Here is a 16,896-nt window from a genome sequence, read left to right as displayed (position 1 = left end):
AATCATCACCTTCCTCTTCTTCTGATTACATCAATAATCGTTTTACTTTGATTACCAAACTCCCCATCTATATGATGGCCTTTTTCATCCCATGTTTGTGTAATAGCATTTAATACCGCTGTATCTGTATAACCAAAGGAAGAAATCCGTTTTATACGATCGCCTAATTGATAGTCCCGACCATAAACAAAGAGACTATCTTTTAAATTAATTATCCCGTTCAACGCAAATACTTTGGGTTGTTCCGCTAATTTTTCTTTCCCTCGTGATTGTAAGGTGGCCTCATATTGCCTAGTAGGCATTTTTACATCATCAACTGTTTGTTGCAAATCTCTAGCATCTACATAAATTTCTTTTCGCTCTAAGCCCCTTAAATTAGCATTGACTGCTGTATGTTGCCGTGCAGTTCCTTCACCTTCACCGTAAATTAAAGCCGTGGTGGCTTCGTCATAGTTATTTTTTTCAAGGGATTCGTTGGTAATATTTTCAAATTCAGCACTAAACTCAACAATTTGAGAACGGTCTTCACTTTTTCTAAAACGGATAATCGTTCCGACTTGCCCAGTTGTGATTGGCACTTCATCAAAGCCAAAATTATAACTCTCACAGAGCTTTTCTATTTCTTCCTCTACGTTCCCATAGCTATTTTGATAACTAATTGATGTGGTCGTAATGATTGGAGGCTCATCAACCGTTAGATAATTAATTTTTCTTTTTATATCTGTCGGTGTTACGACTTCATTTTTTAAATGGTCGTAACAAATTAATTCTGGCCTTTTCGTTTGATTATAAATCCGATAGATAATTCTACTATTGGTTTTGCCGAAGAGTGATTTTCCTGATATTGTTACTAATCCACTACTTAAATCATCAAAAGTAACCGTATCAATGTAGTAGAAGCAATTATTAATCAGTAAAACCGTCTCTTCTTCCAATAATTCTCGGGGAATATATTTAAGTAGCACAATAGCTTCAAAAGTATTCGCACTTTTAAAGTTTTCTTTTACACTTAACGATTGCCAAATATCTAAAACGGCTGACGATTCATAAGTAAAGTTTGATTTTCTACGAAATACTTCAATAAACGGTAATGACGTAAAATCCATGGCTACACCCCACTAACTAAGGGAGTAAATTGCATTTCACAAGTAATCCCATTTTGCGAATGGTTCGCTGCTTTTAGTTGTAAGTAATTATCACCTTTTGATAGGCGGAAGAAATTACTACCACTCATTCGCTCTGGCACTGCGTTAGTTTCAACACCATTAATAATTTTCTTAGCGTATAAATGACCACGAACCGTTGACAGTTCAAATCTCGTTCCGGGTGCATAGGTCCCTTGAAAACCAAAAAAAGTTTGTTTGGTAACATCATAAATTTGTGGGTTAGTCACAGTTGCTACGCATTTTAAATAAAAAATTGCTCCCACTTGAACATCGCCATTATTACAAATCTTTTCAATGTTTCCTGATTCAAAACGTCCAAAAGTATGTGTTTGCCCGTGTATAAAAACCAGCGGAAAAATTAGTGTTGGTTTTAATGTGGCTAAAGGTACTAAAGAATTATAGAAAGAAACATCCCGCAAGTAAGCCGCAAAAGATTCAAACTGTAAGGAAAATAGATTCAACTCATCCACTTTCTGCGGTGAATCTTCATATAATTTAAAACTCGGGGCTTGAATTGGTAATACGTCCGTTTCATATTCTTTACCATAAATTTTTAGTGTTAGTTTACCTGGCTGTTTTAAATCTATTTTTTGTATCATATCGCGCCGTAATTGAAAAATTTCTTCTTCTGTTTTTCCAACTAACGTTCCTTCGATCAGAGGCTTTCTAGTGCTTAAACGAATACCTACCACCTTCGCGCCGTCTTCACCGAATACTTCTTCTGATAAAATAATATTCTCAGGTGCTTCTAGCCCTTCAATGTTTTGTAAAAAATAAGGGGCCTCCTCTTTGAACACCAGTTGCTCCTTATTTCGGTTGGTATAAATTAGTTCTAGCTCCATTAGTTAAGCCCCCTTGCTAAATTTCTTAATTGACGTCTATTTTCAATCGCGGCTTCACGTGCTGTTTTAGTATCAGATACAATAAAACTTTGGTTAATCTCCATGCCATTAAAATTACCGCCTTTAAAATAAGTTACCAATTCACGCATCAAACCGGCTAATTCACTGAAATCATGTTCATTACTAGTTTCTTGCACAGAAATTAAGTTTTTGACAACCGAAGAATTTTTCGGAACTCCTACACCGTTTTCGTAATGAGGAATCAGTTTTTTTGTTTCTGAGGCTTTAATTACTTTTGATCCTCTCGGCAAATTAGGCAAGAATACATTTCTACCTTCAGGAATGAAAGGCATGCCACCTTTAGGAATAACCAGTTCTTTATAAGTAGCTCCTCGTTGGTCATTTACGATTGCTGGACCACCAATATGATTATTAGTTCCTGTTTCAAGCCCTAAAATTTTTGCAACGCCAGCGCCTAGATTAGCTACTACGTTCAGGGTTTTGGTAATTACAGAAGGACCAGAATTGAAGTCGCTTACGGCATTTTTTGCTTGTACCGCTGGGCCACTTGCTTGATCATTAGCCCGTAGTAGTTTTTCTACTGGATTGTTTGCAGCGAAAATATTTAAGCTACTATTACCACTTGAAGCTGCACCGACAACCCCACCTGCATTCCCTTGTAGATTTTTAGTTTTAGGATTATTGGCATTGTAGGTATTCAGCGCATTGCCACCTTGGCGAGCTGCGGCTTGCGTATTGGAAGAATCCCCAAGTAGTTTTTTTAATTGCGGCTTTATTTGGTCATAGGTTTGTAAACTTAACGTTCCATCAGCTATTTTAGCTTCTAAGTCTTCATTATTACCAAGCATCTTTTTAACTGGATCAGGTAATACCTTCCACGCATTAAAGCTTTCTTCCGATGCCATAACTTTTGTTAATAAATCAGTATTGTCTCCAAGCATTTTTTTCTGATCAGCTGGTAAGGCATTCCATTGTTCTAAACTAGTATCAGAAGTCATAATCTTTTGTAGTACATCAGAATTGTTAGCTAGAAGTTTTTTCTCAGTATCTGGTAAATTTTTCCAACGATTATATGATTGTTCTGATCCATATATTTTTGAAAGTAAATCGTAATTATCACCAAGAATTTCCTTTATATCTACTGGAACTTGCGACCAGTGTATAATTTTATCTTGAGATTGACTCAACACATCAAGAAAAGATTGGTTTTTAGCTTCTAGCTCTTTAATTTGTGGATTATACTCATCCCACAATCCCAAATTAAGCATTGTTTCAGCCATTACCTCTGGTGTATTTGAATAAAGAACAGCTTTTTTCTCTTCGAAATTCAATTCACCCCAACTGCCTTTTGCTTGTAATGCTTGTGTCATTGTTTTTGTAACGTTACTATCCAACAAGGCTTGTTGTTCGGTAAACGTCATTTTTTCCCAACGTCCATTAGCGATGGCAGCTTCTGCAATCATTAATTTTGCATTACTTTTCAAGTCAGCATTTTTAGAAGCATAAAGAAGTTGATTCCACCCTTTTTCAGAGCTTGCCGCTTCATTAACAGCTTCTTGTGCATTTGTTTTTACTTCACCAGTTTTCGTGTCTAAGATTAATTGATTCCAGAATTCGCCAAACTCATTTGCTTCGTCTGCAATAAGCTCTATTTTTTTTGCATTTTCTCCGGCCGTTTTTGACACTTTGTCTGCCATATCGGTAAAGGAATCCATCATTTTTTTGTTTTGACCAACTGCCGCTTGACCCGCGTCACCCATCGAACTAATCAATTGCCCGTTGGCTAAAAATACTTGGTCAGCCAATTCTGGATATTTAGCTAGAATAGTTGACATCTGATCTTCTGTAATCTGCGTGGCACTGTCGCCACTTTCTTTTAATAAAGACAACATTTCTTTGGCAAATTTACTGTTTAGATCATACTGGCCTTTTACTAATTCTGCTTTCAAATCGTCCTGCATCTTAGTATATTCTATTTTGGATTGTTGCCGTTGCTTTCCTAAAGATTGCAACCACGTTTTTGCTTGCTCTTCTGATGCTTCTGCTACATTTCCAGTCATTGCAGATAAAATTTCTTTGGTTTCAGTTTCGCTTTTACCTAGAGAATTAACATAAGATTCGGCGCTTTCTTTAGCTAATGATTTAATTCTTATCGCTTCTTCATAACTTATTTTACGGTTATTGTTTGAAGCTTCTTGTTTAATTTGAGTGATTTTTTGATTATTCTCTTTCACTACAGCTAAATATTTTTCCTGATTGAGCACTTCTTCTTTGGTCAGCTCGTCTCCCGCTTCTTTTATATCATCGGGTAACTTATTAACGAGCCCTTTCAGTGTCTCAATCTTCTTCGTCATATTTTCTTCGATTGATTGACCCATCTTAGAAAAATTATTAACGATAGTTTCTGTGTTCCCAGAAACACCTTTTTCTAGCAAATCTAGTTCTCCGTTAGCTCCTCTGCTGTATCCTTGAAATTTAGTTAAGGCTTCATCAGTTGCTTTTCCTACATCAGTTCCCCATCTTTGTGTCCGTTGGGAACTATTCCAGGCTTCTTCTCCCCATAACTTCCATGCAGCAATCCCTGCACCAACTAGGGCCGTCGTTCCTAATACCCAAGGATTTAACAGACTAAAGCCAGTAGTTAAAGAACCAATTTTAGTCGTAGTTCCTCCTATTTCTGTGGCTAAACCACCTAATGCTGAACCGGAAGAACCAATACCTTTGCTAAAGTCACCAGCTACTGAGCTACCTTCAATTAATGCTTTAGTCACATCTTTAATCGCACGCTTTTTCGACATAGCCGCCATCGTATCTACGAAACCTTTACCTAAAAAGCCAAGTCCTTTGGTCAGCGTACCTACTTTACTAACAACTGGTCCAGTAACCGCCGCAAACGCTAATAATTTTAAAATCGTTTGTTGGGTTTTGGGGTCCGCTTTAGAAAATGAATCAGCTAAATCCGTTAGCTTTCTAATAAATGGTTTTGTTGCTTTTAAACCATCTCTTAGCGCCGCTACTAATGGTCCTCCAAAAGTAATAGCCATATCTGTCGCTTCATTTTTTAGCATTTTGATTTGCGATTCAGTGGTCGCATAACGTTTGTTGGCTTCCTCACTTAAAGCGGTATTTTCATTCCACGCTTTCGTCCCGCGGCTAACAGCATCTTTAAACACATCACTCGCTCCCGCTGCACGAAGTAGGCTATCTCGCAAACGTACTTCAGTAATGTCCATACCATCTAAAACCGCAATAGCAGATTGACCGTTTTCTTCTGCTTTACTTAATCCTTCAATAAATTGGATAATAGCCCCAGAAGCATCTTCTTTAAAAGCTTTTGCGAATTGATCCGCAGACATTCCAGCTACTTCAGCAAAATCATTTAATTTACCAGAAGCTTTGCTTGCTTCTTTATGCATATTTTTTAATTCTGTGCTTGTTAAGCCCATTGAAGCAGCAGTATTTTTTAATTCTTTCCCACCATTACGGACTGCGTTTGATACATCGTCCATTGAAACACCAGTTTTTTGACTTAAACTTTCTAATCCCGCAAATGCATTAGCTCCGTTTTCTACCGCCAATTGCATCTGGACCATGACTTTAGAAAAGGCCGAACCACCGGCTTCAGCTTGGATACCAACTGAACTTAAGGCCGCCGCAAAACCCATAATTTGAGCTTCACTCATTCCGACTTGGTGACCAGCCCCTGCAAGGCGTAAACCCATGTCAGTAATTTCTGATTCAGTGGTCGCGAAGTTATTTCCTAAATCAACAATAACTGAACCTAATTTATCAAACTCTGTTTGTGGCATGCCGGTAATATTGGCTAAACGAGCCAAAGCAGTTGCCGCTTCTTCGGCGCTCATATTGGTAGATTCACCCATGTCGATCATGGTTTTAGTAAAGCTAACCACATTTTCGGTTTTAATCCCTAATTGTCCGGCAGCTTCAGCTACTCCTGCTATTTCAGTATGGCTAGCGGGTAATTCTTTCGCTAAACCACGCAAGCCGTTCTCTAAATCTTTATAGGAATAAACCACTTTTCCAGTGGAATCAACCACTTCATCATTTGTTTTCTTTACCCCAGTAAAAGCTGATTCCCATTTAATCGATGCAGTTACAACCGCAGCGGCACCCGCTAAAATTGGTAAAGTGACACCTTTCGTTAGAGCACCACCGACTTGTTCCATGCGTTTACCACTAGAAATCATTTTTTCGCTGGCCTTATAAATAGCTCCTGTTGCACCAGTCGTTTTGATTTGTGTTTCCGCTAATTGTCCAGCAGTTTGAATAAGTTGCGCGCGATAATTGGCAAGTTTTCCGTTAGCGTCTTGCAATTGAGTAGCTAGCCTTTTAGTAGATTCTGTCACTTTTCCATCTACGAAAGATTCATCATAAGCTTTTTTCAAAGCAGCAACTTGTTTTTCTTGGGCCCCGATGATTTTAGTTAAACCATCAAATCGAGTGCCTGATTTACCCATCTGATTTCCAGCCATATCGGCAATTCTGGTATTGGCTTGCATTTCTTTGGCTAAATATCGAACCTCTTTTTTAGCATTTGCTACACCACGACCAAAATCAGAACTATCCAAGCCCAACTTAATGACCATATTTCCTAACGGCGTTCCGCCACTCATCTAATTACCTCCTTCCTTTTATGCTCCCTGGCTTTTAACCAACTCCGATAACGGGCGCACATTTTGTTTTTTCTTTTTAGGTGCTTTCAATAAAATTTCATCAATATCTAAGCAATCCGTGCACATAAAATCTCGAATGGTCCACCCTAATCGTGTGACAGCATCCCGGACAAAACTAACTTGAATAGCATAAAAAGCTGCCCAAGTTAAATTTCCTCCGCCATTGCTTTTTTTAGGGCTTCATCCTCTTCTTTTGAAAATCCTAAAACCCGATAACGAATGATTTCCCAAATTTTGTCAGCATCTAAAACATCGATTCCGTTCATGATAGCTTCTTCGGTCACTTCTTTTTCAGCAAATAAATCTGCTACAAATTTAGTTTGCACGACCCAATATTCTTCTTGCGTCACTTTCCGGCCGGCTTTTTTGGCATTCTCTTGCAATTCTTTTTCTAAACGGATATAGTCCATGCGTTTAGAAAATGGTACAAATGTTTGTGTGAACGTTTGTATTTTCCCGTTAATCTGTAAATTCAATTCAATGTTACGTTCCATGAAAATTCCTCCCTCATAATAAAAAGACTAGTCAATTCGACTAGTCTTTAGGTATTAATGCTAATAAATCAGCCTTTAATGTTTTTCCTGAAAAATCAATGCCCTGCATCGTCAACCAATCTTTTATTTCAACGACGGTACTGACTTCTGTTGGTTTTTCTTGGTTACTTATCGCCCCGTTATTGGGGCTGGCTACTTTTCCAATGCAGAAGCTTCCGGACCGAATAATTCAATTTTTAATTCTTCCACCGCGGCGGCATCATCAGCGAAGCCTACGGTAACCTTTTCATCACCAATCTTTTTAGAAATGGCCGCATAAACATATTCGCCGGGTTCAGGTGTAAAATCTTCATCCGTAAGAGTATTAGCTTTAAATCCGTCACATGAGAATGTTCCCGCGTACATACCAAACCCTACGCTACCACCATATAAATCTTTAGATTCCACCAAAACAGCATAATAAGGCGGCTCTGTATTTTCACCCACATGATGAACTTTACTTGTCTCACTAGTTTTGGTATGTCCCAACATTTCGTGCTCGATCAAAGCTGGGATATCTAAAATACCAAAGTTTGCTGCCACTTCCCCATGTCCTTTACGTGCCACGTAATAAGCAACATTCGAACCAAAAACTTTTTTAGGGGCTTTGGTTAAGCCCGTTAAATCAAAACTGGCCGCCGCTCCTTCTTTCGGGGTCCCATTAATCACTACCTTTGTACCTGGTATCGGTTTTAGCGTTGCGTCTAATTGCATAATTGTCATTGAATCAAAGCCATAAGTTTGCATAACTATTTTCCTCCTAAAAAATAGACCCCCACTTTAGTAGTCGGTGTCATGAATTTTTGTATTTTTTCTATAACGTCTTGCGTCTACAAAACGTTTTGTTTCACTAAAATAATGATCCAAGCCACCCTCAAGACGACCGAAGCCCATTTGTTTCATGGTTTCTTCAACGGCTTTAGAAATTTTCTTGGTTATCATTCTATCCGTAGCTTCCACGTTGATTTGGTAATTAACCCGAATTGACAAAGCTTTATTGTTGGCAAAATAAGCGTTGGTTTGTGGTCCAAGAAAGTTATCAACGAGAATAAAAGGCTGGGTAGTATCCAAAGTTTCAGGTACTTCATAAAACTTAATTCGTTGGGGGGTGACTAGTTCATTAATTGTTTCATTTTTAATCAACGCATTGTAAACTTCCATCATCATATCTTTCATTTGGCTAATTCCTCCATATCCGCTTTCATGTCTTTGAATGCTTTCGCTTGGATTTCATCAGCTGCGGCTTGAAGTTTTCCCATCCCGCGAGGACGTACATAAACGCCATAGCGTGTATAACCAAACTCATTTAAATGGACAATCGGCGCACGCTCTTTTGAAGCCCAGCCAGTTTCAACTCGTTTGGGATTACTTTTTACACCGCTACTTATAACTAAATCATGCGTTTTTCCTGAATCAATATAACTAGCCATATATTTCTTTACAATTTGCTTGTTTCTTTCGCCTTGCTTTTTTAAAGCTTTATTGGCAATTCTATTTACTCGTGCTTGTCCTAGTTTATCTTCCATATTTTTGAGAATTTCTTCTAAACCTGTTACTTCACTCATGACGTCCCCCCTAAAACCATTTTAATAAAACGATTATCTTCAAAATCAGGTGCTACGTCGATGATTTCCCACTCTTTATCAGCCGGCAAAATCCTGTAATCATCAATAATTACTTTATGTTTGTTTGTTGGAATATAATCTTGATGCGGATCGCGAATTTTAATTGTTAAACCTTCTTGTGTTCCTTTAACGTGTAAAATTTCCCTGTCTTTAATGGACGGGTTGTACACAAGCGCCGTACATTCGTAAAGAATCTTCTTTTTTACTTCACCAGGCTCGGGACCATTTTCAGGAGTAGACTCAAAAAAAGTAACGGGCATATTTAAATCACCCGCTACTACTTGTGGTCTTTTATATTTATGATGGATTGACAAACTTCTCACCTGCCAAATCTATGGATGCATCCATAATCATCGTCTGAAAATTCCCGTAAAAATATTCAAGTGCCTCATTCCTCAAATAACGAGTACGCTCAAATACTAATTCTTTACCTTTTCGGTATTTTTTTGGATCAAACAAGCCAATAAGTGATTGAATATCTTGATAAGAATCTTCTAATTGTTGTCCGATTTCTTCATCTTCAGAAGTATTAAAAATACGAAAACGCTTTTTGAATTCCGTAATATATACTTGTGTGTTCATTCATCATCACCCCAATAAATCGATTAGCTCTTGTTTTTTAGCGTTGCTTGGATAAGTTACTCCGCGCTCGCCTAACAACGCTTTAAGTTCAGCTATTGTAAGACTAGAATAATCTACAGTCGCCATACGAGCGTTAGGCGTTGTTACTCCCCCAAACCACCACTAGTTGGAATAGCAATGTCATAGATTTGTGCTGCGTAATTATCAACAGGTTTACCGTTGCCCAACATGTCGATTGCATAAAGAGTTGCACGTTTCATCGCAAACGTTTCTTTGTATTCATAAATTTTTTCAGGCTGTGACTGAGTAGCGTCATACCCATTTTCGATAAATACAATTAGTTTGTTCACAGGAACATCTACTGATTGGATAATGTGATCAGGAGCAATGAATGGCATGTTCGTAACAAATACTCCATTTGCATTTTGGATCGTTAGCCGCGCAACAATATCGTAGTAGTTGACTGGATTAATGATTAAGTAAACTTTACCATCAACTACACGTGTTTCATCCGTTGCATTTGTGTCACCAGTACCAATTGAATGTTTATAAGAAGCCATTTTTTTCATAACAGCGGCAAATTCAGTGACCATTGAAGGTGCATCTTTGAATGTCAACGTGCCAACGCTGGCTTTATCCGGATAAACCCCACCAACAACAGCACCGTCTAAATCTTTCAACAAACCGATTGGTTCGTCTTTACCGGTACCAGTAACGATTTTAGTTGCCCAAGCGTCTTTAACCGCTTCTGTTAAGCAAAGACGTACATAACGGTTAATCCATCGAGCGCCTAAGTGTAGTGTGTCATTTGAAATTAAGAAGAAAGCAGTTAAGGCAATTTGTGTTGCTTCTTCTACTCCGAATTCAGCATCCAATTGTCCTTCTACATCTTTATGCAATGGACCAAAAACTGCAACGCCTTTGCGGCGGGAACGAATCGTTTTAGTTAAACCAACAGTAGGTGTGAAATTCACCAAACGTAAAATAGGATGTTCCTTTTGAAGATCTTCAAATACACGTTCAAAAATGGTTACTGGCCATGTAATGTCCTTGTCGAAACCGCCAGCTTTTTCTACTTCATTGTAGAATTTTGTTTCTTCTGCTGTTAAAACTGGAATGCCCCGAGCTTGAAGAATTTGATTATCAGTCACATTTTTTAACTCTTCATACTCAGCACGGACTTGTTTTCCCGCATCTTCTGCAATAGCAGTTACATAGGCTTCTAATGCTGCATTAACTTGTTCTGGTGTTGCATCTTCTTTGGCCGAAATAGCGTTAAAAGCCTTCTTTGCATCTGCCGTTTTATCAGTAATTTTTAACATATTTTTATTCTCCTTTTCGTAATCTTGCGATTAATGATTTTTGTTTTGGTTTTTGTTCCGATTGATTAGTAACAGGTTGTTGTAAATTAGCCATCGCAGTGGCAACCGCACTTTGAATCATTGCAGCAACATTTTGGGGTTCTTCTTGCTGCTGTTCACGCTTAATTGAATTAGCAAAACCATATTCTACCGCTTCATTTGCTGTAAAACGCTTTTCCACTTTCATCCAATTTTCTAATTGTTCCTTTGTTTGACCCGTCTTTTCAGAATAAATATCAAGTATTGCTTCATCAATTGTTTCCAACGAATTCAACACTTTTTGTACCGCTTGTTTATTCCCCCAGGCAAACGTTGAAGCTTCATGGATCAATATAGTCGTTCCTACATTCATAATCACTTCATCTGCTGCAGATAAAATAAATGTTGCCGCACTTGCGGCTTGACTAGTTACTTCCACGGTTACTTTTGATGGATGTTCTTTTAGATAATTATAGATTTCAATTCCTTCAAACGCATCACCGCCAGGGCTATTCAACTTAATGACAATATCATCATTAACTGAATCAAGCGTTGAACGAATCGTTTTTGCATCTATTACATCTTCATCAGACCAATACTTTTTCCGTATAATTCCTGATAAAGTAAGAACGTATTTCCCTTCTTTTACTTCATTAGAAAATTCAAAAGGTACACTTTTAAGTTTAGGCATTTTATTTTTCACCACCCTTCACTAAATGATAATTTTTAGTCATAATCAAGTTTTTCCCTTCCCCATTCGGCAAAGGTTCGTAGTCCGTTTCCGAACGAACTTCATCACGTAGAAACGTTCCGGAAGAGACTAACTTATCAATTTGAACTGCATTTTCTAATATGCTAGCTGGCAAGACCTTAATAACCTGAATTCGTTCACCTTGCACATATTCCCGTCGGGTAAGAATCTTGGCAGTCAATTCATCTTGTAGCTTCTTCATTAAAGGAATAACACATAATTTTCTAAACGCTTTAATATTAGAATCAAGTTCAGCTTTTTCACCATAAATAAGCGCCGTAGGAACTCCTATGGCGTTAGCAATATCATCAATTAATGAGGATTTCATTTTATTTAATTCATCCAGTGATTGATTGGATACCCCTTGTTTGTTGGTGTATTCCTCGTATTCGAATCCTTTGATCTTTGCCACGATCGCAACTGATTTCGTCTTAAAGGCTTGATAAACTTTGTCAATGTACGCTTGTAGCCGTTGCGTTCTTGTTTCACCCTTCCCATCTGGCGTTTCATTGACCCCTCCTGAACTATCAATTGTTACTGATCCTCTAATTTGGTTATTTCGCATCGCTACTTCAATAATTCGGCCGAATAGCTTCGAATAATCATCAAATAGGCCCTCTGTAAAGCGGCTTAACTTACTGTTGTTATATTCAATATAAATTACATCCGACATCTGCCAAGTTTTTTGAAATACATAGTCTTTAACCGTTACATTCGAAAATGTATCATCATATATTGCATACTCATTACGAGTAAAGTTATCTGCAATTAATAATTGATTATCTTCAGTGAAAATCACTAAAACTTCATTATCATCTAATAAACAATAAAAAAATTTTTCCCAAAAAGTAGCCGCTGACATATCAGAATTAGGCCTTACGTTTAAAATATACTCCCAATCTGCCGTATCATGCTTATTCTTAAATTTAATCTCTAATGTTGCCATGGTTCGTGCGACAAAATCTAGCACCGTATTTTTGGCCATAATTTTTAAATAAGAACGCGCCGAATCTTCATCGCCTAATACAAAGTCTGGAATCCAATCAGAGGGCGTTTCTTTTTTTATTGACTGCTTAAAAACATCAAATAAACTCACATATTTTCACCACCTCTCAAAAAATAATTCATTTGATTTTCCCTAAAAAATGACGCCCCGATTTGTTTTCTTTTTTTGCTGGTGCCCCCCCACTTATAGCCATTGAGGGTAACAAATGTCTTTGCGAAATAAGCAATATTATTACCATAAGCAGATTTAGTTGTTCTAACAATATTTAGGTACTGCGGTTTATACATAACTATCACCCCTTAAAAGTCTAATTCATCTAAAAGATCAAAGGCATTATCGTAATCAATCTGATCATCTAACTCTGCAGCCTTATACAACGCATGTACAAATGCCTGGAAACCATCCACCTTACGCTTAACTTCCTCTTTTTTCAAAAATTGTTTTCCCACTTGTGTTTCCTTAACATATACATTATTAGTAAACCAGCGCATTAATGGGTTATCTCCGAAGATAAATTTGTGGTTTGCAAACCCATCTTCTACACGAGGAGCTAGTAAGGGATGCAAGTTAGACGGTCTTCTCAATCTAATTACTTCAAATCCTTCTTTTTCAAGCATAGGACCTAAAATATCTGCCTTGTAGTTATCCATGACTATAATCCGTACACCATATTTTTCCCTAGCATCTATAAACCAATCCACTATATGTTTAGGATTCAGGGAAGGTTCATCAATAACTTTCATTAAACCCATTTTTTCCCATGTTTTTATTGGCGCTCGCTTCTCACTACCGACTAACTCCTCTTTTAAAGAGTAGCCGTAATGAACATCACAAAAATGCTTCATAGCAAATGTAAATGTTTTAAAGGCATACTCATCTGTTTTACGATTTTTAAACAGCAAGCCATTTGTTGCAAAATCTCGAACACTGCCAAAGTCGATTGAACCAATCGGTACTGTATCTAATTCAAAGAAAGGGCGATTGGTTGCCATCATCTCTTCTCTCGTAGCAACAGAATTCTCCATATTGTCTTCCAAGAAATTCATTCGTTTAGTAACAAATGCAGCACGTCCAGAAGGTTCCGTAGATAACTTCTTGTACTTTTTCATCACTTCATTAAAAAGACGTTTCCCTCGCTTATTCAAAGGTGGCTGCAACGCTGGATTTGCTTTCGCCCAACATTCTGGATTATCCATTTCTTCAATAGCATCCAACTCACAAATGTAAGGAAACACACCTTTAAATTCAGTTAAGCCGTTCAAAATATCTTCACACTCACGGTACTTAATATCAAAATATCCTTCCCGAACAAACCCTTTGGTACCAATGAAGAATTGTCGGCCATGATCTACTTTTCCAAGTCCACCTGAAAATACATCAACAATATCCGTATTTTCCATCTCATGATATTCGTCATAAATAACCGCCCCTTCACGGCCACCATCTTGAGAACTTGCATTGCTAGTTTTATATTCAAAAACAGATTGTGTTTCTAATCCTGTTAGGCTGCTTTTATAAGCTTCAAACTCTTCTTTCAAATCTTCATTGCCTTTTTTATTAATTACTCGAAAGCATTCTTGAAAACTTCTTTTTGCTTGTTTTTCGCTATTGGCTACAATCGAAACATCATAATAATCAATTCCATGAAGTGAACTAACAAAATAATTTGCTAGCGTTGAAATAAACCCATTCTTACCTCCACCGCGTCCCATGTTAATGACAAATTCATCAAAAACAACTTCATCCTCTTCTTTGTAAAACAAAAAAATGAATGCGGAAATAAATTTTTCCCATTCATCTAATTCAAAATACCAAGCCTGACTAAACTCAATGTAATTGTCAATTTTCTCTTCATCGAAGTAATATATATCGTCACGAGGTAAAATTTCTTTTTCAATTAAATTTAAAAGTTGTATTCTTTTTTCGTTAAGGATTAACTCACCAGATTTCCATTTGCGAATATATTGATCGACATACTTGTTGGAGAGCATCTCTATTTCCTACCGAGTAACTTACTTTTTTTGTCAGCTTTTACATTTTGAGGTAATAAATCGGTGAGTTGCTTAATAATTGCTTGGTATGTTTTATCTCTATTATCATAATTTTCGACAATAGGTCTTTTTCTATCATAAGCTATTTGGTTTTCGCTTTGTCTAAACTTTTCATATTCTCCATTTTCGATAATATCTTTCCAATTATCATCTAATAAAATTTTTAATCGGGCTGCTTGAATGATTAGTCCTTCAACCAAATTTAGGCTGTCACGAGGAATTTTATTAAAAATTTTTTCAAGACGGTCTTTTTCTAAAGTTACACGATTTTCCATATCATCCATGCGATCATTTAGTAAGAAATGTAAACTGCATCCTAGCACTTTTGAGATAGCACTCAGCTTTTCAATACTAGGTGAATTTTTCCCATTTTCAATGCTTGCATAGTACTTACTAGAAATACCACTTTTTGTTGCTACATCAAGCTGTGTCATCTTTTTTTCTATTCTTTTTTTCTTCATTCTCGATCCAACTAATGTAGAATCCAAACTAATCACCTTCCTTCTAATTTCAACATATATCAGAGGAGGGGGGAGGGGGTAAAAAAGTTTGTTGCATTTGAAGAATTGACCCCATCCACCGGTTCCCGCAGTCCCCACTTTAGGGTAAAATATTTCGACGGGGGTATGTTAGCCCCCACTTTTGGTTGATTTTTGCTGTACTTCACCCACCACTTTATATTCCATCCCTTTTATGAATCCTCTATGGTATGCTTCACTCTTATCCTCAACCTTTATGGATACGTTTGTTATTAAACCAATTAAGAATGCTATAACAACTTGCCACGTCATGCGATTACCACCACTCATCATCCCACTTTCTTTTTCTTTTCGATTCTCTATAGTTAAATCTACCGTGCCGTTTATTATGACAGTCCTTGCACAATGTTCTTAGGTTGTCTATATCCAAGGCATGCTGTGGATAATGTTCCAACTCTTTAATGTGATCCACTTCAAGAATAGAATCATATTGAGTTGTTAACTTACCTTCTTCTTTACACCACTGGCATTCGTAATGGTCGCGCTTTAAACACTGCTGTCTTAATCTTCTCCATTCTGATGAACCATAGAACTTCGCTCGCGCTTGCTTTGATGTAACATCAATCATTAGTTAATTTATTGTGTATACAAGTTATTTCTTCTAAGTTATCGCAATATTTAACTCTAACTTGGGCATCACCTAAACTATCCGCTGTTTTTGTTCTCCAATAAAAATATACATCTACTAATCCTTTTGGCATCTCGTCTATACGTTCGCCTTTATAGTAAACTTCTGGAACTGAATCAGTATCTTTCAATTTTATTTCTAGTAAATTATTCGTTTGATCCGATGAATTATTTAATGTATCTTTATTGAATTCCATAATCCAATCACTTCCCTTTCTTCAATCCATCTATATAAGTACTAACCAACGCACGTTGTACTTGTAACACTCCTTCGATACCTAGCGACTTAACATCAAGTTTCAATCTTTCGTTTAAGAACTGTGCATTGTGATCTGCTTCAAGTGTTTCTTTCTGGATGTAATAAAGTAATGCTGATGTCTCATCCATCTTCAGCCCATATACTGAAATGATTTCAAGAAACAATTCTGCGATTGCATCTATATCTTTCTCTTCACGAACCTTCTTCATAATTTCTAAGAACTGCGCTTGTTGCTTTTTAATTTGTTCTTTTTTATTCATGAACTATCACCTCGTATACTTTCTCAAATGCTTCTGTACATGCTTATCCTTCCAACGACCATGCCCACAGTAAACCAACTTGTAACGATCAATTTCAGCTGGTGTGGCTTCAGTGCCAAACTCGACAATCGTTGCGTTCGTTAAGCGTTGAATACTCTTGATACGCGCACTATCAAGATGAATTTCATCTAAAGCTATGTACCAATAATTTCCCTGTTCAATGCGCTTCTCTGCTTCAAACTGTGTCGGGCTAGGATAGTGTTTTTCGTTGTAATAATCCGGCATGTTGTCCCTCCTGTCTAAAAATTCTGTCCATGGCACACGTCCTTTTAAAGACAATAAATAGTTTATTTGGTATATTTTTATTGGGTAGCAATTCCTTTGTAACTTCAGTTGATATTTCTAAAGTATGGCTAAAATAAATATTACTACCCGGCCGCTAGTAGGCAACACTAGCGGTTTTTTTGCATAAAAATAGACCACTCAAATGAGTGACCCTATCTAAAATATATTGGCACTAAATCATTACTAACTCTAAATTTAATGGTTTTATTCTTTTCAATTCTTTGAAATGTGTGGTACTTTTTCGTTTTCTTAATC

General features: G+C 37.1%; 21 protein-coding genes. All 21 read right to left on the bottom strand.

The genetic code is table 11. The annotated features are described in order from the left end of the window. Positions 1-5: 5 nt before the first annotated feature. The 21 genes from IGI80_RS12155 to IGI80_RS12055 all read right to left on the bottom strand — a co-directional run bounded on the left by IGI80_RS12155 (position 6) and on the right by IGI80_RS12055 (position 16,581). Positions 6-1,106 carry a siphovirus ReqiPepy6 Gp37-like family protein gene (locus IGI80_RS12155; RefSeq protein ID WP_438723701.1) on the bottom strand — a complete coding sequence of 367 codons (1,101 nt, stop codon included), beginning with the start codon at positions 1,104-1,106 and terminating at the stop codon, positions 6-8. A 2-nt stretch (positions 1,107-1,108) separates the two neighbouring features. After that, complete coding sequence (locus IGI80_RS12150; RefSeq protein ID WP_438723699.1) at positions 1,109-2,008, bottom strand: phage tail domain-containing protein; 900 nt, start codon at positions 2,006-2,008, stop codon at positions 1,109-1,111. Further along, on the bottom strand, positions 2,008-6,663 hold the full coding sequence (locus tag IGI80_RS12145; protein ID WP_438723697.1) for a phage tail tape measure protein: 4,656 nt from the start codon (positions 6,661-6,663) through the stop codon (positions 2,008-2,010). Before IGI80_RS12145 ends, IGI80_RS12150 begins: the two co-directional genes overlap by 1 nt. A gap of 206 nt (positions 6,664-6,869) precedes the next feature. Continuing rightward, positions 6,870-7,217 carry a phage tail assembly chaperone G gene (gene gpG / locus IGI80_RS12140; protein WP_438723695.1) on the bottom strand — a complete coding sequence of 116 codons (348 nt, stop codon included), beginning with the start codon at positions 7,215-7,217 and terminating at the stop codon, positions 6,870-6,872. A 192-nt stretch (positions 7,218-7,409) separates the two neighbouring features. Next, positions 7,410-8,003, bottom strand: coding sequence for a phage tail protein (locus IGI80_RS12135; RefSeq protein ID WP_438723693.1), 594 nt, complete (start codon positions 8,001-8,003; stop codon positions 7,410-7,412). Positions 8,004-8,036: 33 nt separating this feature from the next. Continuing rightward, entirely contained in the window at positions 8,037-8,432 is a 396-nt protein-coding gene (locus IGI80_RS12130; RefSeq protein WP_438723691.1) for a hypothetical protein, read from the bottom strand. Beyond that, complete coding sequence (locus tag IGI80_RS12125) at positions 8,429-8,821, bottom strand: hypothetical protein (protein ID WP_438723689.1); 393 nt, start codon at positions 8,819-8,821, stop codon at positions 8,429-8,431. The genes IGI80_RS12130 and IGI80_RS12125 overlap by 4 nt, the downstream gene beginning before the upstream one ends. Further along, a complete protein-coding gene (locus tag IGI80_RS12120) occupies positions 8,818-9,204 on the bottom strand; it encodes a phage head-tail adapter protein (RefSeq protein ID WP_438723687.1) in 387 nt (128 codons plus the stop codon). The genes IGI80_RS12125 and IGI80_RS12120 overlap by 4 nt, the downstream gene beginning before the upstream one ends. Then, on the bottom strand, positions 9,179-9,463 hold the full coding sequence (locus IGI80_RS12115) for a phage gp6-like head-tail connector protein (protein ID WP_438723686.1): 285 nt from the start codon (positions 9,461-9,463) through the stop codon (positions 9,179-9,181). Before IGI80_RS12115 ends, IGI80_RS12120 begins: the two co-directional genes overlap by 26 nt. 6 nt (positions 9,464-9,469) lie before the next feature. Further along, a complete protein-coding gene (locus tag IGI80_RS12110; protein WP_438723685.1) occupies positions 9,470-9,589 on the bottom strand; it encodes a HeH/LEM domain-containing protein in 120 nt (39 codons plus the stop codon). Positions 9,590-9,606: 17 nt separating this feature from the next. Beyond that, the gene (locus IGI80_RS12105) at positions 9,607-10,785 is read right to left on the bottom strand and encodes a phage major capsid protein (RefSeq protein WP_438723684.1); all 1,179 of its coding nucleotides are present in this window, start codon (positions 10,783-10,785) and stop codon (positions 9,607-9,609) included. Between the two features lie 4 nt (positions 10,786-10,789). Next, positions 10,790-11,494, bottom strand: a complete 705-nt coding sequence (locus IGI80_RS12100) for a head maturation protease, ClpP-related (RefSeq protein WP_438723682.1) — start codon at positions 11,492-11,494, stop codon at positions 10,790-10,792. A gap of 1 nt (position 11,495) precedes the next feature. After that, positions 11,496-12,650 carry a phage portal protein gene (locus tag IGI80_RS12095; protein WP_438723680.1) on the bottom strand — a complete coding sequence of 385 codons (1,155 nt, stop codon included), beginning with the start codon at positions 12,648-12,650 and terminating at the stop codon, positions 11,496-11,498. Beyond that, positions 12,647-12,847, bottom strand: coding sequence for a hypothetical protein (locus IGI80_RS12090; protein ID WP_438723679.1), 201 nt, complete (start codon positions 12,845-12,847; stop codon positions 12,647-12,649). Before IGI80_RS12090 ends, IGI80_RS12095 begins: the two co-directional genes overlap by 4 nt. Before the next feature lie 12 nt (positions 12,848-12,859). Next, the gene (locus IGI80_RS12085) at positions 12,860-14,551 is read right to left on the bottom strand and encodes a terminase large subunit domain-containing protein (RefSeq protein WP_438723678.1); all 1,692 of its coding nucleotides are present in this window, start codon (positions 14,549-14,551) and stop codon (positions 12,860-12,862) included. Positions 14,552-14,553: 2 nt separating this feature from the next. After that, positions 14,554-15,108 (bottom strand): helix-turn-helix domain-containing protein, encoded by a 555-nt coding sequence (locus IGI80_RS12080; protein WP_438723677.1) that lies wholly within the window; start codon positions 15,106-15,108, stop codon positions 14,554-14,556. Positions 15,109-15,240: 132 nt separating this feature from the next. Next, positions 15,241-15,402 (bottom strand): hypothetical protein, encoded by a 162-nt coding sequence (locus tag IGI80_RS12075; RefSeq protein ID WP_438723676.1) that lies wholly within the window; start codon positions 15,400-15,402, stop codon positions 15,241-15,243. Positions 15,403-15,406: 4 nt separating this feature from the next. Continuing rightward, a complete protein-coding gene (locus IGI80_RS12070; RefSeq protein ID WP_438723675.1) occupies positions 15,407-15,718 on the bottom strand; it encodes an HNH endonuclease in 312 nt (103 codons plus the stop codon). Next, the gene (locus IGI80_RS12065; RefSeq protein ID WP_438723673.1) at positions 15,711-15,974 is read right to left on the bottom strand and encodes a hypothetical protein; all 264 of its coding nucleotides are present in this window, start codon (positions 15,972-15,974) and stop codon (positions 15,711-15,713) included. The genes IGI80_RS12070 and IGI80_RS12065 overlap by 8 nt, the downstream gene beginning before the upstream one ends. Before the next feature lie 7 nt (positions 15,975-15,981). Beyond that, positions 15,982-16,296 (bottom strand): hypothetical protein, encoded by a 315-nt coding sequence (locus IGI80_RS12060; protein WP_438723672.1) that lies wholly within the window; start codon positions 16,294-16,296, stop codon positions 15,982-15,984. Positions 16,297-16,302: 6 nt separating this feature from the next. Then, positions 16,303-16,581 (bottom strand): hypothetical protein, encoded by a 279-nt coding sequence (locus IGI80_RS12055; protein WP_438723670.1) that lies wholly within the window; start codon positions 16,579-16,581, stop codon positions 16,303-16,305. Positions 16,582-16,896 lie beyond the last annotated feature (315 nt).

This window comes from Enterococcus sp. DIV1420a (genome assembly GCF_051712165.1).
Taxonomy (GTDB): Bacteria; Bacillota; Bacilli; order Lactobacillales; family Enterococcaceae; genus Enterococcus; species Enterococcus faecalis.
The sequence above is the reverse complement of the archived record's forward strand: the minus strand, read 5'-3'. Positions and strand labels throughout refer to the sequence as shown.